This is a genomic window from Polyangium mundeleinium, assembly GCF_028369105.1.
Lineage (GTDB): Bacteria > Myxococcota_A > Polyangia > Polyangiales > Polyangiaceae > Polyangium > Polyangium mundeleinium.
The window spans coordinates 3029547-3048617 of the sequence record NZ_JAQNDO010000001.1 but is presented as its reverse complement, the minus strand read 5'-3'; the positions used below and the strand labels follow the sequence as shown (position 1 = coordinate 3048617).

The 19071-nt window shown below is 69.9% G+C and carries 18 protein-coding genes; 8 read left to right on the top strand and 10 right to left on the bottom strand.

The window, feature by feature from the left end; all coding sequences use genetic code 11:
* Positions 1–2: 2 nt before the first annotated feature.
* From POL67_RS12365 to POL67_RS12345, 5 genes are read left to right on the top strand one after another with little or no spacing between them, the layout of a single operon-like run.
* Positions 3–701: a plastocyanin/azurin family copper-binding protein gene (locus POL67_RS12365; RefSeq protein WP_271917482.1), complete on the top strand. Its 699-nt coding sequence runs from the start codon at positions 3–5 to the stop codon at positions 699–701.
* Positions 683–1912 carry a multiheme c-type cytochrome gene (locus tag POL67_RS12360; protein WP_271930801.1) on the top strand — a complete coding sequence of 410 codons (1230 nt, stop codon included), beginning with the start codon at positions 683–685 and terminating at the stop codon, positions 1910–1912. The genes POL67_RS12365 and POL67_RS12360 overlap by 19 nt, the downstream gene beginning before the upstream one ends.
* Positions 1909–3702 carry a PP2C family protein-serine/threonine phosphatase gene (locus POL67_RS12355; protein WP_271917481.1) on the top strand — a complete coding sequence of 598 codons (1794 nt, stop codon included), beginning with the start codon at positions 1909–1911 and terminating at the stop codon, positions 3700–3702. Before POL67_RS12360 ends, POL67_RS12355 begins: the two co-directional genes overlap by 4 nt.
* Before the next feature lie 59 nt (positions 3703–3761).
* A complete protein-coding gene (locus POL67_RS12350) occupies positions 3762–4253 on the top strand; it encodes a hypothetical protein (protein WP_271917480.1) in 492 nt (163 codons plus the stop codon).
* The gene (locus POL67_RS12345; protein WP_271917479.1) at positions 4250–4630 is read left to right on the top strand and encodes a hypothetical protein; all 381 of its coding nucleotides are present in this window, start codon (positions 4250–4252) and stop codon (positions 4628–4630) included. Before POL67_RS12350 ends, POL67_RS12345 begins: the two co-directional genes overlap by 4 nt.
* Before the next feature lie 176 nt (positions 4631–4806).
* On the opposite strand, the gene POL67_RS12340 is transcribed toward POL67_RS12345, so the two are convergent.
* The 7 genes from POL67_RS12340 to POL67_RS12310 all read right to left on the bottom strand — a co-directional run bounded on the left by POL67_RS12340 (position 4807) and on the right by POL67_RS12310 (position 13592).
* Entirely contained in the window at positions 4807–5850 is a 1044-nt protein-coding gene (locus POL67_RS12340) for an ABC transporter permease (protein ID WP_271917478.1), read from the bottom strand.
* A complete protein-coding gene (locus tag POL67_RS12335; RefSeq protein WP_271917477.1) occupies positions 5847–7370 on the bottom strand; it encodes an ABC transporter permease in 1524 nt (507 codons plus the stop codon). Before POL67_RS12335 ends, POL67_RS12340 begins: the two co-directional genes overlap by 4 nt.
* 5 nt (positions 7371–7375) lie before the next feature.
* Positions 7376–8821, bottom strand: a complete 1446-nt coding sequence (locus POL67_RS53555) for an FHA domain-containing protein (RefSeq protein WP_271917476.1) — start codon at positions 8819–8821, stop codon at positions 7376–7378.
* Positions 8818–9846, bottom strand: coding sequence for a trypsin-like serine peptidase (locus POL67_RS12325; protein WP_271917475.1), 1029 nt, complete (start codon positions 9844–9846; stop codon positions 8818–8820). Before POL67_RS12325 ends, POL67_RS53555 begins: the two co-directional genes overlap by 4 nt.
* 58 nt (positions 9847–9904) lie before the next feature.
* Entirely contained in the window at positions 9905–11182 is a 1278-nt protein-coding gene (locus POL67_RS12320) for a Stp1/IreP family PP2C-type Ser/Thr phosphatase (protein ID WP_271917474.1), read from the bottom strand.
* A gap of 7 nt (positions 11183–11189) precedes the next feature.
* Positions 11190–12821 carry a double zinc ribbon and FHA domain-containing protein gene (locus POL67_RS53550; protein ID WP_271917472.1) on the bottom strand — a complete coding sequence of 544 codons (1632 nt, stop codon included), beginning with the start codon at positions 12819–12821 and terminating at the stop codon, positions 11190–11192.
* Between the two features lie 87 nt (positions 12822–12908).
* Positions 12909–13592, bottom strand: a complete 684-nt coding sequence (locus tag POL67_RS12310) for a hypothetical protein (protein WP_271917471.1) — start codon at positions 13590–13592, stop codon at positions 12909–12911.
* 282 nt (positions 13593–13874) lie between these two features.
* Here POL67_RS12310 and POL67_RS12305 point away from each other — a divergent pair, with 282 nt between their 5' ends.
* Positions 13875–14267, top strand: coding sequence for a hypothetical protein (locus POL67_RS12305; RefSeq protein WP_271917470.1), 393 nt, complete (start codon positions 13875–13877; stop codon positions 14265–14267).
* Between the two features lie 9 nt (positions 14268–14276).
* Here the strand turns inward: POL67_RS12305 and POL67_RS12300 are convergent, their stop codons facing one another.
* The 3 genes from POL67_RS12300 to POL67_RS12290 form a co-directional block, all read right to left on the bottom strand.
* Positions 14277–15398 carry a tetratricopeptide repeat protein gene (locus POL67_RS12300; protein ID WP_271917469.1) on the bottom strand — a complete coding sequence of 374 codons (1122 nt, stop codon included), beginning with the start codon at positions 15396–15398 and terminating at the stop codon, positions 14277–14279.
* Positions 15395–16432: a low-specificity L-threonine aldolase gene (gene ltaE, locus POL67_RS12295; RefSeq protein ID WP_271917468.1), complete on the bottom strand. Its 1038-nt coding sequence runs from the start codon at positions 16430–16432 to the stop codon at positions 15395–15397. The genes POL67_RS12300 and ltaE overlap by 4 nt, the downstream gene beginning before the upstream one ends.
* 86 nt (positions 16433–16518) lie before the next feature.
* Positions 16519–17130 (bottom strand): hypothetical protein, encoded by a 612-nt coding sequence (locus POL67_RS12290; protein WP_271917467.1) that lies wholly within the window; start codon positions 17128–17130, stop codon positions 16519–16521.
* Positions 17131–17757: 627 nt separating this feature from the next.
* On the opposite strand from POL67_RS12290, the gene POL67_RS12285 reads away from it, so the two are divergent.
* On the top strand, positions 17758–18420 hold the full coding sequence (locus POL67_RS12285; protein WP_271917466.1) for a hypothetical protein: 663 nt from the start codon (positions 17758–17760) through the stop codon (positions 18418–18420).
* 127 nt (positions 18421–18547) lie between these two features.
* Positions 18548–19042: a hypothetical protein gene (locus POL67_RS12280; protein ID WP_271917465.1), complete on the top strand. Its 495-nt coding sequence runs from the start codon at positions 18548–18550 to the stop codon at positions 19040–19042.
* Positions 19043–19071: the final 29 nt, after the last annotated feature.

Below are 19071 nucleotides of genomic sequence, written 5' to 3'. Positions count from 1 at the left end.
GCATGCGTCTCGGCTCTCGTCTCCTAGGCCTCGTGATCAGCCTCTCTGCGGTGACGCTCCCGCTCACCGTGTCCTTCTCCCCGCGCGTGAGCCGCGCCGAGGCGCCGGCCGTGGGCAACGTCTCGGGCGTGGTCACGGTCGTCGTGGACGATGCGCCGAAGGCCGATCGATCGGGCGTCGTGCTCTACCTGGAGAACGTGCCCGGCCCGCCGGCCCCGGCCGGGAAGCGCGAGATCCGCCAGAAGAACCTGACGTTCACGCCGGGGCTGATGGTCATCGTGAAGGGGACGACGGTCGAGTTCCCGAACGACGACAAGGTCTTCCACAACGTCTTTTCAGTCTCGAAGGCGGCGCGCTTCGATCTCGGGCTCTACAAGAGCGGCGAGAGCAAGTCCGTCACGTTCCGCGAGGCCGGCGTGGTGGACGTCTACTGCAACATCCACCCGCACATGGTCACGAAGATCAAGGTGCTCGACAACGGCTTCTACGCCGTGACGGGCACGGATGGCTCGTTCCAGATCAAGAACGTGCCGGTGGGGACCTACCCGGTCGTGGCGTGGCAAGCGCACGCGCCGGAGGTGCGAGGCGAGGTGACGGTGACGGCGGGCGGGACGGCGACGTTCAAGCCGACGATGACGGAAGGCGCGGCGCCCAAGCGGCACCTGAGAAAGGACGGGACGCCATACGGCCGGTACAAGTAACGGCGCTCTTCGCCTGCACGTTCGCCTGCAATCCCTCCGCGCCGCCGGCAGGCTCCGAGCGCTCGGGAACGAACCTCGAAGCGCCCACGCCCGCGTCCGCGTCCCCGGACAAACCCTCTTCCCTCGAACCACCGCGCCCGCGCGCGTTCCCCGCCGATCGATGCGGTGAGTGTCACGGCATGCTCCACGCGGAGTGGAAGACGTCGGGGCACGCGCGCGCGCGGAGTTCGCCGCTCTACGTGGCGATGCGGGACCGGTCGAAAAACGCCACGTGCGAGGCGTGCCACGCGCCGCTCGCGACGCTCACGGATCCGGCGGAGAGGGCCGTCGACGAGGGCGTGACGTGCGAGGCGTGCCACGCGATCCGCGACGTCGGGGAGTCGGCGGCCGAGCCACGTTCTTCGTTCGACCTCCAAGGAAACCGGAAGTTCGGGCCGTACTGCGACGGCAAGGACAACTACTTCCACAGGATGGGCTGCGCGCCCTGGTTCCGCGACGCGCGTGTCTGCGGCGGCTGTCACACGTTCTCGATGCCGATCGCGGATGGGAAGAGCTTGCCGATCATCAACGAGTACGCCGAGTGGCGCGCGTCGAGCTTCTCGGTCTCGGGGACGGCGTGCCAGGAGTGCCACATGCCGCCGGAGGTGACGCACGCGGCGACGGGCAGCGAGCGGAAGGTGCGCGTGGGCCATCACGGGTTCATGGGCGAGAAGGGCGAGCTCGTGCGCAAGGCGCTCGGGATCGTGGCGTCGGCGGCGGACCGAGCAGGTACACTCGCGGTCTCCGTGGTGCTGAAGAACGAAGGCGCAGGGCACGCGGTGCCGTCGGGGTTGCCCGGGAGGCAGGTCGTCGTGCGCGTGCAGGCGCTCGATGAGAAGGGCCACGCGCAGGCGCGCGAGGAGCGCACGATTGGGCGGGTGCTCGTGGACGAAGCGGGGCGCGAGGTGCCGTTTTACGCGGCGCGGGCGGAGAAGAGCGACGAGCGGATCGCAGCGGGCGAGGCGCGTACGTTCACGTTCGAGCTCGACGCGCCGCGAGCGGGCTCGCTCGTGATCGAGGTGGCGTGGCGCTCCGTGTCGCCCGCGCTGTCGGAGGCGCTCGGCGTGCCCGCGGAGGAACGTACGATGGGGAAGATCGAGATGCCGTTCGGCGGAAAACGAAGCGGCAAGGGGCGCGAGCACCTGCCGAAGACGGTGGTGGCGCGGCCATGAAGTTCCGGAGCACGCTGCTGCTCTGGATCGTGCTCCTCATCGCGGCGATCACGGTGGCCACGGCGGGAAGCGCGGCGATCGTGCTGGAGCGGCGCGCAAGGGAGGAGCTCGGGGAGGCGCTCGAACGGAGCGCGCGCGTGTTCGAATCGCATCGCACCGAGCGGCTGCGCGCGCACGCGGCGAAGGCGCACGTGGTGGCGGAAGAGCCACGGCTCAAGGCGGTCGTGGCGACGGAGGACGTGTCGCCGGAGACGGTCTACGGCGTGGCCGACGAGCTGCGCAAAGCCGTGAAGAGTGATCTCTTCCTGATGACGGACGGGACCGGAATCCTGCTCGCGGACGTGGCCGATCCGAAGGCGTCGGGCTTCGACATGTCGAAGGATCCGATCGTGGCGGGCGCGCTGCGCGAAGGCGACAGGTCCGGGCTCTGGACGAACGAGGGGAAGCTCTACGAGGTGGTCGCGCGGCGGCTCTCGTTCGGGACCGAGACGGTCGGCGTGCTGGTGCTCGGCTTCAAGCTCGACCACGCGCTCGTCGAGGAGGTGCGTCTCCAGACGGGGAGCCTCGTGGCGGTGACGGATGGGGCCACGGTGGTGGCGCATTCGAAGCTCGAAGATGGAAGGGATGTGCCGAGCGAGGTGCTCCGAATGTTCACGACGCCGTCCGCGCATGAGGGCGGGCCGTATCTGTCGACGTCGCGGACGCTGGATACGGGCACGGGCGCGACGCGGACCGTGCACCTCGCGCGCTCGCTCGATCGCGCGCTCGTGCCCTCCCGCGAGCTCGAAGCACGCGTGGCGCTCATCGCGCTCGTCGCGCTTGCCGCGGCAGCGGCGCTCGCGATCGTGCTCTCGCGCAGGCTCTCGCGCCCGCTCGACGGGCTCATGGCGTTCGTGGGCGACGTGTCGCGCGGAAAACTCGACACGCAAGCGACCACGTCCGGGCCGACGGAGATCCGCGCGCTCGGCGAGGCGATGAACCGGATGGCGCGCGAGCTCGCGGAGTCACGCGAGCAGATGGCGGCGAAGGAGCGGCTCGAAAAGGAGCTCGAGATCAGCGCGCGGATCCAGACGTCGATCCTGCCGCGGCGCCTCGACGTGCCAGGGCTCGACGTGGCGGCGCGGATGATCCCGGCGAGCGAGGTCGGCGGCGACTACTACGACGTCTTCCCCGTAGAGGGCGGCGGCATCCTCGCGATCGGCGACGTGGCGGGGCACGGCCTGAAGTCAGGGCTCGTGATGCTGATGGTGCAGAGCGCGATCGCGGCGCTCGGGCGGGAGGATCCGTCGGCCCGGCCGAAGGATCTCGTGCGCGTGCTGAACCTCGTGCTCTACGAGAACATCCGCAACCGCCTGCGCAACGACGAGCACGTCACGCTGACGGTGATGCGCTACCACCGGAGCGGACGCGTGGTCTTCGCCGGGGCGCATGAGGACATCCTGATCCTGCGCGCGCGCACCGGGAAGATCGAGATGATCCCCACGCTCGGCCCGTGGGTCGGCGCGATGCGCGACGTCGCACGGACGGTGCAAGACGACGAGCTCGTCCTCGAGGACGGCGACGTGATGGTGCTCTACACGGACGGCGTGACGGAGGCGCGGGGCGCGTCGGGCGAGATGTACGGGATGGAGCGACTCACCCAGCAAATCCAGGCGCTCGCGGGCGAGCCCGTGGAGCAAATCCGCGACGTGATCCTCGACGACGTGGCCCGCTTCGCCAGCACCCAGGAGGACGACGTGACGCTCGTCGTCGTGCGCTTCAGGGCGAACGAGACGAGCGCCGAAGGCTGAGATAGATTGAACGGCGCGATCCGCACAGCCGCGTCCTGGATCCAGGACCGCGAGGTACGATGACCGAGACACCGACCGCGTTCGAGCTGACGTTCCAGCCCAATGTCGAGCTCATCTCCATCGTTCGTAGGTTCCTGTCCGACTTTTACGAACGGATGATCGAGGACCACGACACGGTGTCGCGCATCGCGCTCGCGACCCACGAGCTCCTGGAGAACGCCGTCAAATACGCGAGCGACGGCGCGACGTTTTTATCCGTCACGTTCGAGCCGGGAGGGACGTCGAGCACGGTCTCCATCCGGCTCATGAACCGGGCGAACGCCGAGCACATCGCCGCGGTTGCCACTATCTTCGAGGAGATGAGCCTGCACGACGATCCCTTCGGCCACTACCAGATCGCGATGGCGCGCAGCGCCAAGCGGAAGGTGGGCTCGGGGCTCGGCCTCGTGCGCGTGCGTGCCGAAGGAGAGATGACGATGAGCCACACCATCGAGGACGACAGGGTCACGATCCTGGCGCAGACGACCGTCACGGCGCGGAGGCGCTCGTGAGCGCGGCCTCGGATCTCTCGGTCGCGCTCCGCGATTTCTCGGCGAACGTGCGCGCGGAGGGCCGCTCGCTCATCCTGCGCCTCTCGGGCAACGCGGACATGGCCGCAAAAGACAGCCTGGATTCCCTGCTGCCGCGCGTGCACGCCGAGGCGCAGCGGATCAGCGCCACCGAGGTGCAGGTAGATTTCCGCAACCTCGAGTTCATGAACTCGTCCTGCTTCAAGAGCTTCGTGACCTGGATCAGCGAGATCGGCGATCTCGAGAGGAGCAAGGAGTACAAGATCCGGCTCTTGTCGAACCCGGAGATGCACTGGCAGCGGCGCAGCTTGCACGCGCTCCGGTGCTTCGCGGTGGATCTCATCAGCGTCGAGTCGTGACGCCGCGCGCTCCCTCGCCTCCCCCGGCGTGATCCTTGGGGCTGAAATGAAAAAAGGCCCGGCGAGGTTGGTCAGCACGCCGGGCCGAGCCCAAGCCTTCCAAGGAGACCGGGCTGTTTTCAACGTACGTCGGGTGCGTGACGCGTTGCAAGCCCATCACGGATGGTGACGTATCGTCATCGGGACACGTGCGGCTCGTCCGCGGAACGACCGAACGAACCGTACGTTTCGTCCCGTCGCTTTCGGACCGCGCGCGGGTCCATCGCGTCGCGCAGCGCATCGGCGACGAGGTACGAGCCGCCCACGGTCACGAGCAGCAAGAAGACCGGCAGGACGAGCAAGCGGAGCGCCGCGGGGTTTCGCGCGCCCTGCGCGAGCGTCTCGCCCCAGGACGCGGCCGACGTCGGCGCGCCCATCTCCAGGAACGAGATCGCGGCTTCGAGGAGCACGACGGACGCCACGCCGAACACCGAGCTGACGGTGACGGGGCCGAGCGCGTTCGGGAGCACGTGGCGCAGGAAGATGCGCGCGCGAGAGGCGCCGAGGGCGCGCGCGGCGAGGGCGTAGTCCTCGGAGGCGCCGCGCAAGGTCTCCGCGTGCACGAGGCGCGCGACCTCGGCCCAGCGCACGAAGGCCACGGCGAGCACGAGCGAGAGCGCCGAGGGCTCGTGCTCGATGGCGCGCACGAGCGCGACGACGAGGATGGCTGGGAAGGTGTCGATGGTCTCGACGAGACGCACGAGGATGTCGCGCGAGGTGCCGCCGCGGATGCCCGAGAGGCCGCCGAGGAGGACGCCGAGGACCGCGCTCACGAGGACGGCGGCGAGCGAGAGTCCGAGCGCGGTGCGCGTGCCGTAGACGAGGCGCGCGAAGAGGTCACGGCCCTTCTCGTCGGTGCCGAGCGGGTGCGCGCGGGAGGAGGACGCGAGGGGGCCCGCGACGCTCGGCGCCTTCGGGCCGGATCGCACGAGGGGCCAGACGGCGAAGGCGTCCGCATACGAGCGTGAGATCTCGTCTTCGGAGAGCTGCTCGTACCGCTCGGCGTGGACGATCGCGGGGAGGAACTCGACGCCACGCGGTCCGACCGCGAAGACCGGCGCGGGCGCCGCGAGGAGCTCGGCAAAGACGCCGACGAGCACGAGCAAGCCGAGCAGCACGGCGCCGAGGCCCGCGCGGCGGCTGTGGGCGACGCGCTGGAGCACGATGCTGCGGTGGCTCATGTGCGCGGCCTCTGGCGCAGGATGCTCTGCGCGAGCCGCGGATCGAGCGCTGTGTACACGAGGTCCGTCATGATGACCCCGATCGTCGCGGTCGCGGCCGTGAAGATCGAGACGGCCATGAGCCAGCTCGTGTCGCGCGACTGCACGGCGACGATCGTGGCCGCGCCGAGGCCTTCGAGGCCAAAGACGCGCTCGACGACGAAGGCGCCGCCGAGCGCCATCGGTGCTTCGAGCGTGGCGAGCGTGACGACCGGGAGGAGCGCACCGGGGAGCGCGTGAACGAGGAGCGCACGCGCGCGGCTCGCCCCCCGCGCGAGCGAGGCGCGCACGTGGTCCTGGGCAAACGCCGACGCGAGGCCCGCGCGCGCCTGACGCGCTGGCGCGGCCACGAGGCCGAGCGCGAGCACGACCGTGGGCAAGACGAGCCCGTGCCCATGGGAACCCCGCGCCGCCAGGAGCGCGAAAAACGCCGTCGGGATCGCGTAAAGCACGAGCACGATGGCCGCCGTGATCCCGTCGCGACGACGCCCACGTGACGCGGCGCCGAGGAGACCGAGTGGCAAGGCCGCCGCGTATGCCAGCGCGATCGCGCCGAATACGAGCGTGAGCGTGATCGGCGCACGCCGCGTGAGGCCGTCGAGGACGGGCACGCCGTCGAAGCCCACGCCGAGCCGACGCGTGACGGCGCCGAGCGCCCACTTGCCGTAACGCGTTTCGAGCACGATGGCCGCGAACCGCGAGGGGCCGTCGAGCGTCACGAAGTCGTTCTTGTAGACCATCCAGAACGAGCCCCACCGCTCGACGCAGGCGAGGGCCGTGGCGTAGTCCTCGCCGGGCGAGATGCGATCGTCGCGGCCCGTGACGTGCGCGGCGATGTCGACGAGGGCCCGCGCTCGCTCGAACGAAGCGGCGTCGGTCGGATGCTCCAGCGCGCCGAGGACGTCCTCCAGCACGAACGTGTCGAGCTCGCGGAGCTCGGCCGCGCGTGTCGTGCTGCCGTACCGCGAGAGCCTGCGGACCGCGCTGCGCACGGACGCGCGGCGGAACTCGATGCCGCGGTCGTCCCAGAAGCGCGTCCAGAACGCCACCGCGCGCGTCGGATCCGAGAGCCGCTCGCCCGTGAAGCCCATCCGCTCGCCGACCGGCGCGAGCGCGAGCGCGACCTCGGCGCGGGGCCCGGGCGCGAGCGAGTCGAGCGCGGGGAGCACGTGCGGCAACGCCGCGCCGCCGAGACGCGCGAGCTCCTCCTGCCCCCGCGCCTTTTGCGCGATGTCGCCGTCGACGATCGCGCGCATCGCCTCGGCGGACCGCGCGCGGACGTCGCGTGTTCCGAGGTTCACGAAGCGCGGCAGGTCGAGAAATCGCTCGCGACGAAGGCGCGCCCGCTCGGAGGGCGTGACGGCGAGCGCCGGATCGTCCGTCGGATCGGGGACGTACGAGAGGAACAGGAACGTGACGATCGAGACCCCGATCAACGTCGGAAGAATGAGGAGCAGCCTGCGGATCGCCAGCCTGAGCATCGTGACTACTTGAGCAGCGCCTCGACGAGATCGATCCGCATGCCGAACTTGTAGGGCGAGGCCTTCACGACCTCCGTCTTCCGACCTGCGATCTTCTCCTCGCCCTCTTCGAGGTAGCCGCCCGAGTTCACCGCGATCACCTTGCCCTGGCCGCTCCAGACGGGGCTGCCGTTCGAGCCGCGTGTCGTCGCAGCGTCGTGCTGCACGAGCCAGGCGTCCTGGTATGCCGCGGGACGGCCGGACGCGCTCGTGACGCGGCCGATGTGCGCGGCGAGGAACGTCGCGGCGGGGTTCGTCGCGTCCATCAAGCGGCCGGGAAAGCCGATGAGGTAGACGTCGTCGCCCGCGCCCATCACCGAGAGCTCTTGCTTCGTCGCGATCTCCAGCACGACGGCCGAGCGGCCCCGGATGGTCAACACGCCGACGTCGGGCGTGATGCTCTCCTGATCGGTCGGGCGATAGCTCGGGTGCGTGCGCATCTCGATCACGTCGAAGCGCGCCTGCCCGCGTCCCTCGTTCTCCAGCGCGACCACCGAGCCCTTCGCCTTCGCCTCCTGGATGCAGTGCGCGCTCGTCGCGAGCATCGAGGGCCGGACGGCGAACGCCGTGCAGAAGCCCTCACCCTTCGAGGCGAGCATGAAGATGCCCTTCTTCGATCGGTCGTAGAGGTTTCGGCCGAAGCTCGCGTTCGACGGGTGGAGGTTGCCGAGCCGCCCCTCGATCTCCTTGCGGCGCGGATCCTCGGGCGGCATCTGCGCGAGTTCCTCGCGCAGGCGCTGGATCTCGTCCTGCGAGCGTGTGCTCCAGAAGATGAGCCCGCCGAGCGCGAGCAGCGCGATCACGAGGAGCCCGCCGAGCACGTACGCCGTCCTGCGTTGCGACGCCGTCGCCGCCGTGACCTTCTCCTCGACGATCGCGTTGAGCTCCGCCGTCCGCCCGAACTTCTGGCGCCCGCTCGCCACGGCCACGGCCTGCGAGATCATCATCGCGATCGTCCGTTGCCCGACCCGCGCGCCCGCCGGAGGCGCCGGCTGCACGGCCTGCGCGACCTGCGCGCGCGGCGGCGCGGCGGCGGGCGCGATGCCCAGCGGCGGCGGCGGCATCGGCGCCATCGGCGGCAGAGGTGCCAGCGGCGGCGCGGCGGGCACGAGCTCGATCAGAATCCGCGGGCCCTTCGCGCCGAAGCTCACCTCGGTCCCGGGCGTGAGCGGGTGCCGCTGGTGGATCCGCTGCCCACCCGCGAACGTCCCGTTGCGGCTGCCGAGATCCACGACGTACCAAGCGCCGCCCTCGCGACGCAGCTCCGCGTGATGGCCGCTCGCCTCGCGATCGTGGTTCGCGTCGAAGACGACGTCGTTGTCCGGCGCGCGGCCGAGCCGCACGACGTCTCGTTCGAAGGTCTGCGATGTCCCCGCTTTTTGCCCTGCGATGTGCACGATCCGGAGGTTCACGGCGTGGGCACCCCGCGGACGAGATCGATCCGCATACCGATGCGGTAGGGAGAGGCTTGCACGATCGTCGTCTTCTGCCCGTCGATGGAGATGTTTTCCTCGTCGTCCACGTGGGCCGCGTGGACACCGATGACGTGGCCGTACTGGTTGAAGATCGGGCTGCCGCTGTTGCCGCCACGCGTGACCGCGTCGTGCAGGATCACCGTGGCCTTGTCCGCCGACGTGGCCTGCTCGTCGAAGCCCATCAGCCGGCCGAGGTGCCCGCTCAAGAACGTCGCCGACGGGCTCACCGGATCCATCACTCGCCCAGGGAAGCCAAGCACGTACATGTCATCGCCCGGCCCGAGCGCACGCAGTTCCGTGTCGCTCGCCAGCGTGACGGCCACGGGCAACGTCCCTTTCACGCGGAGCAGCGCCACGTCGGGTGTGTCGGCGCGCTTCGACGACGTGTTGTAGGTCGGGTGCGCGCGCTGCGCGACGACCTCGAGCTCGACCTTCCCAGCCGACTCGTTCTGCACGACCACGGGCGTTCCGCCGCGGGCTCCGCACGACGTCACGCAGTGGGCGTTCGTCACGAGTTGGTTCTTGCCGATCGCGAAGGCGCTGCAGCAGCCGCTGATGAGGCGGTTCTGCTTGTACGCGAGGACGTAGAGCGCGCCCTTGTTCTGCTCGTAGATCTCGCGCCCCGAGAGCACCTTCGTCGGCAGCGTGCCCACGGGCGCCGCCACTGGGCGCGCGCCGAGCCCCGCCTCGGTCGTCAGGATCGCCGCGGCGCGCTGCGATCGGTACACGACGAGGGCCGCCACCCCGAGCGCGACCAGCGTCACAGCCACGCCGAACGCGAGCAGCGCGTTCAGCCGCGCGCCTCGCCGCGTCGCCTCCGCGACCTTCGCCTCGATGATGCTCGCGCTCTTGTCGGGCCCGCTCGTCGCGCGCGCGACCGCGTTCTCCACGATGCGCTGCGCTGTCGCGACGTCCACACGACCGTCTGCGTCCATCGCCTCGCGCGGCACCTCGCTCGGCATCCCGCGAGTATACGTTTTTTTGGCGGCCGGGCTTCGCCAGCGCTTGCGAGGGCGAACGCTAGGGCTTGAGCAGGTAGTAGCCGGCGATCGTGATACACGCGAGCGCACTCGCGATCATCATCACGATGAGCCACTGCGGCGCGCCGTCGGTCGGGATGTGGATCGGATCGTCTGGGCCGTGCGAACGCGGCCCGTACGAAGATGGACCCTCTCCGTCCTTGGAGGCGTCTTCCCGCCGCTCGGAGTCGCTCTCGCGGCGGTGCCCTTCGGACGAGGTCGATGAGGGCAGCGGCGTGAGCGGCACCGAAATCTTCGGCTGATCGAGCTCCTTGACACGGCGGCTCGGATCGGGGGCCGTGAGCGAGCTCGGCGGCATGGGCTCGGGGAGCTGGTACTTGCGGTAGCGCAGCCCTGCGATGTCCTCTTCCGTCGGCTCGGGCAGCGCCTCGCCTTCGAACTTCGACACGACGACCGTGATGTTGTCGTGACCGCCCGCTTGGTTTGCGCGATCGGTGAGGGTCTTACACACCTCGAGCGGATCATCGATCGTGCGCAGGACCTCGCGGATCTCCTCGTTGCGCACCATGCCCGAGAGGCCGTCCGAGCAGAGCAGGAGCGTGTCGCCGCGCTTGAGCTCGACGAACGTGAGGTCCACCTGCACGCTGTCCGAGGTGCCGAGCGCCTGCAGGATGATGTTGTTGTGCTCGAAGGTCTCGGCCTCCTCCTCGGTGAGCTGACCGGCCTCGATGAGCTGGTTCACGAGCGACTGATCGCGCGTCACCTGCACGAGCCTGTCGCCGCGCAGGATGTACGCGCGGCTGTCGCCGACCTGGCCGATGAAGAGGTGATCGTCGACGAGCGCCGACACGGTGGACGTCGTGCCCATCCCGCGCCGCGTGCGATCGAGCTTCGCCTCGCTGAAGATGCGCAGGCCCGCCGACTCGATCGAATGCACGAGCCTCGCCGCGATCTCGTCGTGATCCTTCGGCGGCTCGCCCGAGATCATCTTCTGGAAGATGATGTCGACCGCGAGCTGGCTTGCGACCTCGCCGGCGGCCGCGCCGCCCATGCCGTCGCAAACGCCGAGCAGCACGCCTCGCTCGCCGACGAGCTGGTTCCGGTCGGTCTCCATCAAGCCGCGGCTCGCCTTCGTCAGGTCCGCGACGATGAAGTTGTCCTCGTTGTGCTCGCGCACCTGCCCCACGTCCGTTCGACCGAACAAGCGCAGCTTGATCGGAGCGGACTTCTTCGGCTTGCGCTCGCTGGGCAGACCCTCGGCGCTGTCCGCGGTGCGGTTCGAGTCGGGCTGCGTCTCTCGGGAGGCTTGTTCGCTCATGGGCTCACTACGAGAGGTCCACCCGGAACAGGTGCTGGCCGATGCGTAGGTAGTCGCCGTTGTCGAGGGTGACGTCCGCGCGGATCGCGACGTAGGTGCCGTTGGAAGAATCCAGATCCGCGATCGTGAACTCCCCGCTCATCGGGCTCCTGCGCAGGACGGCGTGCCGCCTCGACAGGAACGGATCGGCCGTGAAAACGATGTCTCCCACCTCTCGACCGATCACCGTTTCGTCCCGGAACAGATGGTACACGTCGCGGGTCACACCCTCGACCGTCCGCTGACAGAGCCGTGCGCGCCGCGGGGTCGAGGGAGACCCGAACAACAGGGTCCCATGCTGGGTTGCATGCCCGAGCCCTCGCTCCGCGTCGTTCACGGTTTCGAACTGTAACACTTCGAGGCCCAGGAGGAGCAAGTCGCCGTCTTTCAGGGCGTGCGGTTCCCGGATGCGCCGGTAGACCCCGTTCGTGGAATGCAGATTCCGGAGGATCCACTGCCCCCCCTGGGGCAAGAGGCGCGCATGCCGCGGGGAGACGTACAGATCGTCCGACAGGAGGATGTCCCCCTCGGACCGGCCGACGTCGACCTGGCGATCCACGAGCGGAAACGACTTGCCTTCGCTGCCATCCTCCACGATCACGACGAGCCGGCCGGTCTGCAGGCGCCCGCTCGGCGTGACCGAAGGCGCGACGGGCACAGGGGCGACGAACGTGGACACGAGCCGCTCGTCCCTGCGCCCCGCGGTCACGGGCTCGACGAACGTGGGCTCGGCCTCCGCGCGGGCGGCCTTCTCCCCCTCGTCGAGTGGCGCGCCGCAGTACTTGCAGAAGCGCATGCCCTCGGCGGAATGACCGTGGCAACGCGCACAACGGACGAGCCGCGGAGGGCCGGTCCGGGCCGTCGCGATCCCGACGACGGGCGCGCCGATGATCTTGTCCCCCGTGTCGTCGGGGCTCGTGGTCGGCGCGCTCTCCGGGTTCGGCGCGACCACCGAGCGCGGAAACACCGGCCGGGCCGCCGGGGTCTGCGTGATCGGCGCGGGGACGGGAGCCGCCGCGGGAGGCTCCGTCGGCAGAGGTGAAGGAGGCGGCGCGGCCACAGGCGCGGCGAGCAGCTCGGGCTCGAGCTCGGACTCCGGCGCGCGACGTACGACGGCGGCTTCGTTCGAAGCGGCCGCGGGACGACCGAGCGAAGCGCCACACGTCACGCAGAAGCGGTACCCCGGCGGGTTCGAGGAGCGACAGCTCGGACAGGTCGTGATCGCATCGGCGCCAAACGAGACGGTGAACTGGAGCGCGGGGGCCTCGGGCCGAGAGCGCGGCGCCGAGGGTTTTGGCGACGAAGCCGAGCCGCCGGACGTCGGGCTGCCGGATGTCGGACTGCCGGACGTCGGACTGCCGGACGTCGGGCTGCCGGATGTCGAGTTCGCCGAGGGAGCGGGGTTCGAGGCGATCGCGGGCGTGGAGCTCGGCGCGTCGTCCGTGCTTCGGACCTCGGTGACGGCGGCGCGCTCGACACGCTCGATGCCGTGGGGCGGTGTGGGCGGCACGCCGCGCCCCTGGGTCCGGAGGCGCCTGCCGCAATCCAGGCAAAACGTCAGGTTGTCGGCGTTTTCACGACCGCAGACGTCGCAGATCACAGCGCGAGAGGACCGCGGAGGCGCTTTCGAGTCAAGTGCCCGAGCGCAAGTTCGACACGAAAAGGGCGCCCCGCGGGCCGCTCCGACCTACCTGCGCCCGATCTCGCTGCGGAGCTCGAACTGGAACTCGGCGCCCAAAAAGTGCGCTACACCCGTGGCCCGGACGGCCCCCGCCGTGTCGGTCCATCCGGCGATGAGCATCGGGCGGTACACCAGCCCGAAGCCCAGGATCGCCACCCGCGAAAGCTCGATTTCGACGCCGAGGCCCCCGAAGAGCAGCCCGCCGCCCGTCTCGACGCCCCACTCGTTTCCATAGGCGAGCGCGCCGATGCCCCAGGACGCGTAGGGCGCGGCGCGGGTACCGAAGTCCGGCAGGTAGCGCATCTCGAAGCGGAGCTGCTGGAAGATCCCGAGCCGGTACAGATTGCTCGAGTCCATCTTCGCGAACTGGTAGGCCCCGCCGATGTACCAGGGTCCAGCGGATCGATACCCGCCGCGGATTGCGAGGCCGCCGGCTCCGCCCAGGATGCACGGCGCGGCCCTTCCACCTTGGGGCGCGCAGACCGCGCCCGCGTCGAGGTTCGTCTCGGCCACGATGGCCACGCCGTATTGGATGTACTCGACGTGCAGCGGCGGTGGACGGACGCCTCCGAGGACACGCAGAGGCGCGTTGGCCGGAGGCAGGGAGGCGCTCGGCTCACCACGCGCCGGTCCGGAGGCGGCGAGCAGAGAGGCGCAAAGGAGCAGACCGAAGGGCCGTCGCGCGCTCACCGGCGCTCACGCTACGCGCCTGGGCCCGAGCCCGCAACCCGCCGCGCGCGTGCCTTTCGCGGGACGCGGGCGGGGCGTCTCGTCCCCTCCCCTTTCCGCTCCGGGCAAGGCCGCGGAAGGTGCGGCCCGACGCCAGGGGGCGGGTGGGGCCTGGTCACGAAGGTCTCCGGGAGCTCGTGCCTTGACGCAGCGCGCGCCTGCGCCAACGTCTCGAAAACCTTTTCGCCGATCATCGGCGCGCTTGACGTCGCCATGGTTGGTCGCCTAAACGGAGCCACGCTCATGGAGATCCACCTCGACAAGCGTGCGGTTAAGCAGATCCGCCTCTCCGCTGCGGACGCGATCGACGAAGGCGATACGGAGGCCCTGCGCGAGGACGTCCTCGAGGCGTTCAGCGAGGAGCAGGTCGAAGAAATCGAGCGACGGCTCGACAGCGGCGACTTCTTCGAATTCTTGACCGACGTCCTCGACGAGTGGAGCGGCGACGACGTCGACGAGCTCTTCGAGCTCCTCGAAACGCAGCTCGGCGAGATGGGCATCGATCTCAAGTACGAGCAGCGTGAAGAAGAGGACGAGGAAGAAGTCGAGGACGACGACGACGTCGACGACGACGACGACGACCTCGACGACGAAGAGGACGAGGAACTCGAGGAAGAGGGCGACGACGAAGACTGACGCGCGTCGTCAGTCGGCCGCGGGATCCACAGGATCCTCGTCCTTCCGTCCGCTCACCTCTCGCTCGATGTAGCCCGCGCACGGCTTTTCGTTCGGCGCGGGCCTGATCTCGTCGCAGACGAGGTGCGCGCAGCGCGCGTACCGCGAGTCGGAAAAATCCTTGCGCAAACGCGTGACGAGGTCGCAAGCCTCGTCCTTGGCGCCGTCCTCGTGCGCGAGGCGCGCCTCGGCCCAAAGCGCGTCGTCACGCAGGTCCGACGTCGGATGACCGGCGTAGAGCTTGTGCAGCTCGCGGCGCGCGGCGGGATGATCGTGCAGCCGATCGCGGTAGAGCACCGCGATGCGCATCTGCGCCGGTGAGTACCGCGGGCGCTCGTAGCTGCCCGTGAGGTGCGACGACTCGCGCGCCGCCAGCAGCGTGCGCAGGTGCGTGATCGCCGCTTCGTGGCGCCCGAGCTGCTCCTCGATCAGCGACGCGTGCCAGAGCGCGTCGTCCGTCAGCGTCCCGAACGGGTACGGGTGCGCGATCGAGAGCGCGACGAGCGCGTCGCGGGCCTCTGCGAGCCGCCCGAGCCGCTCGAGCGCGAGCGCCGCTTCGTAGTCGACATTCTCTTCGAGGTCCGTGTTCCGCAGGACCCGCGCTGGCCCCTTCGCCCACACGAGCACCGCCTCGTCGCCGCCGCGCTCGCGCTCGTGCTCCACGATCCGCTTCACGGCTCTGCGCGCGAGGCCGTGCTTCGTGTGCTTCGCCGTCGCGTCGAAGAGCATCCCGTAGCCGCGCTCCGCGTCGCCGTGCTCGATCTCGAGATCGGCCAGCTCGAACGCGGCGCGGCCCGCGCGTGGCCCGTCGGGCGAGGTCTCGGCGAGCTTCTGGAGCGCGACCTTCGCCTCGGCGTGCGCGCCGCGCCGCTCGTGCATGCGCGCCACGAGGAAGAGGGCCTCGTCGCGATCCTTCACGCGCTCGGCGACGCGCGCAGCCTCGTCGTAGCTCTTCGCGGCCTCCTCGTAGCGCCCCGCGTGATACGCCCGCTGCCCCGCGGCAAACGAGCGCTCGTACGCGTCGCCGAGGCTCGGCCCGCACCCCACGAGCCACCACGCGAGGACGAACCCGGCGACGCGCCTCGTGCTCACGCGGGCGTCGCCTTTCGCGTCACGACCTCACGCGTCGCCTCCGCGAGCGCGGCCGCGGCCTCGGCGACGCGCGCGGCCGGAAGATCGAGGTGCGTCACCACGCGCACGCGCCGCGCGCCCGAAGCACCAACGAGCACGCCACGTGCGCGCGCGGCCGCGACGAGCTCGTCGGCCGCCACGGGCAGATCCACCTGCACGAGGTTTGTCTCGACCTCGGGCACGCTCGCCCCGGACACCTCGCGGATCGCCGCGCCGATCACGCGCGCCGCGGCGTGATCTTCCGCGAGCCGCGCGCGGTGATGCTCGACCGCGTACAGGGCACCCGCCGCGAGCACGCCGACCTGCCGCATGCCACCGCCGAGCATCTTCCGGAACCTACGCGCCCGTACGATCGTCGCCGCGTCGCCGCAGATCGCCGATCCCACCGGCGCGCCGAGACCCTTTGAGAAGCAAACACTCACGGTCTCGAACGGCGCGCACAGCTCCGCGACCGAGAGTCCCGATGCGACCGAGGCGTTCCACACACGCGCGCCGTCGAGATGCATCGCGAGCCCGTGTGCCCGCGCGACCTCGCCGATCGCGAGCACGTCGCGCTGCGGGAACACCCGACCGCCCGCCCGGTTGTGCGTGTTCTCCAGCGCCACGACCCGCGTCCGCGGGTGGTAGTCGGCCGGCGGCTTGATGACCGCCTTCAGCTCGTCCGGCCCGAACAACCCTCCGCGCCCGGCGACCTCGAACTGCACCCCGGACCAGGCCGCGCCCGCGCCCGACTCGTAGAACGCGCAGTGCGCGCCTTCGCCGATGATCACCTCGTCGCCGCGCTGCGTGTGACAGAGCAAGGCGATCTGGTTGCTCATCGTCCCGCTCGGCACGAACAACGCCGCCGCTTTGCCGGTGATCTCGGCGGTGAGCTTCTCCAGGCGCGCGACCGTCGGGTCCTCCCCGTAGACGTCGTCGCCCACCTCGGCCCGGGCCATGGCCTCCCGCATCGCGGCGGTGGGCCGCGTCACGGTATCCGAGCGCAGATCAATCATGCCCCTACTTCACCCATGAAGAAGCGCGCTTGGCAACGCCTTGTTCGCGGGCGAGGAACGTCAGGGGCGGACAGGGCCTCGATGCTCTAGCAGAAGAAGCACTTGGTGCGCTGCGGCGGCTCCGGGTCGAAGCGCACGCGGCCACACGTGTCGCAGATGCACAGGTTTTGCGCGTAAAACTCCCGCCGGCCGAGGATGTCCGAGACGAACAGGCTCGTCACGATGTCACTCAGGATGTCGTGGCTCCGGGGGCGCGGCACCCATTGCATCGTATCGCCCACGACGACCCTGCGGACGCGGCCGGCGAAGATCGCGGCCGAGAGGAAGCGGTCGTCGACCGGGGACTGGAGCAGCCCGCGCAGGTGGCCGACCACACGCGCGCGCGTGCGGACCAGGATCGCGGCCGTCTCGTCCGTCGGCGGGATCTCAGGCAGGAACGCGCTGCAGTGCTTGTCGGCGGGCAACGCGCCGAACAGCGGCTCCTGAATCCGCCAGGGACGGGCCATGTAACCCGGCTGCACGAGGTTCCGGTCGATCCAGGAGCGCAGCTCCTCCCGGCACATCCGCCGCGAGGCCACACCCTCGAGGAACGTCAGCGCTGCGGCGAGCGCGTCGCTCGGCGGGGGCAGGGGCTCGGGCATGACGGCGCGACGGATGCCGCTGCCCCGGTTCGACGAGACGGGCGCCGCGTCGCTCATGCCTTCGCTCTTCGTGGCGAGAACGTTTCTGGGCGAGGGTCGCGTCGACATGTCACAGGAACACGAGCAATCGCCGGACCAGACGCCGGGGCTCCGCCATGGTCGTCGGCAGGTCAACCGGGACGAAAAACGGAAGCCCTGGACGGTCGGCAGAGCGGTCGGGCGAGCAGCTCTTGCCATGCGGCCTTCGGCGACTGCATTTCGGGAGCGCGTGGACCGGCCCCCGGTGTGCGGCGCGGACACGGTAAAGCCAGTGCGCAGTCGCCGCGCCCGCGTCGGATTGGAGCCTCCCTTCGGGGCGGGCTCCATTCTTTTCACATTCTACCGACTGCTCCTGATTCGTATGAAAAGAGACCGTCCCCGGAATCGACGCAGCGTCCGGTATCCACCTTATGGCGCGGCGGGGGCAGGAAATCCCGGCTCGCGGGGAGCGTGAGCAAAATCACTGCCGCCAGAGATTCCCGCGCGAATCGCGGACATCGAACCATGGAACCGCTGCGCGACGCCGCGCGTATGCATGGACTCCGACCCCTCTCGCCCTGGGCGTGATCCCCTTTGCGAGCGAATTTCGCACGGGGAACGCCCGAGGGTTGACGTTCTGGTCGGAAAACGGAGAGAGTGCTTTACATGACCAAACATGGACTTGTTTTCCTGGGTGCTTTGCTCGCTTCCACCTCTCTCATCGCGACGACGGGTTGCGGCGATGAGAACAGCGGCGGTTCGGGCGGTTCGGGCGGCTCGGGTGCGTCCGGCGGCACGGGCGGCACGGGCGGCATGGGTGGCTCGGGCGGCTCGGGCGGCAGCGCTGCGGTCGACTGCGACAAATACTGCACGGACATCGCGGCGAACTGCACGGGTGAAAATCAGCAGTATGCCGATAAGGCGAGCTGCATGGGGAGCTGCACGGGCCTCCCGGCCGACGGCAAAGACGGCGACGCGGCCGGCAACACGATGCAGTGTCGCGTCTATCACACGAGCGCGGCGACGGGGGATCCGGCGACGCACTGCCAGCACGGCGGTCCGAGCGGCGGCGCGACGTGCGGCTCGCTCTGCCAGGCTTTCTGTTCGCTCGCGGTGGAGACCTGCCCGACCCAGTGGCCGCAGGAAGGCGAATGCATGACGTCGTGCATGGGCTGGACGGCCGCGAACATGACGTACAACGCGGCGAACTTCACGGCCGGCAATACGACCGAGTGCCGCCTCTACCACCTCACGGTGGCGGCGAGCGACGAGACGGCCGCGGCGACGCATTGCCCGCACACGATCGCGATGTCCGACACCTGCAAGTGAGAGAGACGGACCTCGCCCTCGCGCGAGGTCCACGCCTCTCCCGGGCCCCGCGCCGTTCGCGGGGCTCGCGCTGTTTCCCCGAGAGAGCCGCCACGCCACGCCCGCCCGGTTGCGCTATTCTCCCGCAATGCCTCTCCTTTTCCGTCGCCTCGCGCCGATCGCCTTGTTCTCTCTCCTCGCTGCCCTCGGCTTCGCGTGCACCGCGGATCTCGAAGAAGGTTGCCTCGGCGGGCAATGTGTCCCGCCGGGCAGCCCCCCGATCCCTCCCCTGCCGACGAGCGGCGCGGGCGGCGGCGGCGGCGGCGACGCGGGCCCGACCTGCGACGACACACCGGCCACCGGCGATTTCCCCTGCGACGTCTTTGCCGTCCTCCAGACGCACTGCCACGGCTGTCACCAATCACCGCCGCTCTCGGGCGCGCCTTACTCGCTGCTCACGTACGAGGACACGCGGCTTCTCCACGGCGTGACCACGAAGCCCCGTTTCGTGCGTATGGCCGAGGTCGTCGAGAGCGGCTTCATGCCCCTCATGGCCACGATCCCCGAGGCCGACAAACAACTCCTGCTCGACTGGCTCTCGACCTGCGGCCTGCCCGCCCCCGACGGAATGGGCTGCGAATGACAGCGGCCGTCCGTCCGCTCGCCCCTGCA

Excerpts from the sequence above, each read along its gene's own strand:
- POL67_RS12365 (WP_271917482.1), top strand. The coding sequence starts at position 3 with ATGCGTCTCGGCTCTCGTCTCCTAGGCCTCGTGATCAGCCTCTCTGCG.
- POL67_RS12355 (WP_271917481.1), top strand. The coding sequence starts at position 1,909 with ATGAAGTTCCGGAGCACGCTGCTGCTCTGGATCGTGCTCCTCATCGCG.
- POL67_RS12350 (WP_271917480.1), top strand. The coding sequence starts at position 3,762 with ATGACCGAGACACCGACCGCGTTCGAGCTGACGTTCCAGCCCAATGTC.
- POL67_RS12340 (WP_271917478.1), bottom strand. The coding sequence starts at position 5,850 with ATGAGCCACCGCAGCATCGTGCTCCAGCGCGTCGCCCACAGCCGCCGC.
- POL67_RS12335 (WP_271917477.1), bottom strand. The coding sequence starts at position 7,370 with ATGCTCAGGCTGGCGATCCGCAGGCTGCTCCTCATTCTTCCGACGTTG.
- POL67_RS12325 (WP_271917475.1), bottom strand. The coding sequence starts at position 9,846 with ATGCCGAGCGAGGTGCCGCGCGAGGCGATGGACGCAGACGGTCGTGTG.
- POL67_RS12320 (WP_271917474.1), bottom strand. The coding sequence starts at position 11,182 with ATGAGCGAACAAGCCTCCCGAGAGACGCAGCCCGACTCGAACCGCACC.
- POL67_RS12305 (WP_271917470.1), top strand. The coding sequence starts at position 13,875 with ATGGAGATCCACCTCGACAAGCGTGCGGTTAAGCAGATCCGCCTCTCC.
- ltaE (WP_271917468.1), bottom strand. The coding sequence starts at position 16,432 with ATGATTGATCTGCGCTCGGATACCGTGACGCGGCCCACCGCCGCGATG.
- POL67_RS12290 (WP_271917467.1), bottom strand. The coding sequence starts at position 17,130 with ATGAGCGACGCGGCGCCCGTCTCGTCGAACCGGGGCAGCGGCATCCGT.
- POL67_RS12285 (WP_271917466.1), top strand. The coding sequence starts at position 17,758 with ATGACCAAACATGGACTTGTTTTCCTGGGTGCTTTGCTCGCTTCCACC.
- POL67_RS12280 (WP_271917465.1), top strand. The coding sequence starts at position 18,548 with ATGCCTCTCCTTTTCCGTCGCCTCGCGCCGATCGCCTTGTTCTCTCTC.